The following is a 280-nucleotide window of genomic DNA, read 5'->3' as shown; positions in this document are numbered from 1 at the left end:
ACGCGACCACATGAAATATCTTACCCTGATACAAAGTATCGCCCTGCTGCATCAGCACCAGCGCGAGGTGAAGACCGCGGAACACCGGGGCAAACGGCTTGAATATATCGAGGTGACCAAAGACGATATTAGCTTAGCAAACCGGCTGGCCCATGAGATATTAGGCCGCACGCTGGATGAGATGCCGCCCCAGACCCGAAAACTGTTGCTGCTGATACAGCAAATGGTGAAAGACACAGCGGCAGCGCAACAACGCCCGGTGAAAGATATCCGCTTTACC

General features: G+C 53.6%; 1 pseudogene. It reads left to right on the top strand.

What is annotated here, in order from left to right:
• Positions 1 to 280: pseudogene (locus ABR397_RS23805) on the top strand (DNA primase); the annotation flags it as partial.

It is taken from the genome of Photorhabdus viridis (assembly GCF_040256935.1).
GTDB classification, from domain to species: domain Bacteria; phylum Pseudomonadota; class Gammaproteobacteria; order Enterobacterales; family Enterobacteriaceae; genus Photorhabdus; species Photorhabdus viridis.
This window is presented reverse-complemented; position numbering and strand designations above follow the sequence as displayed.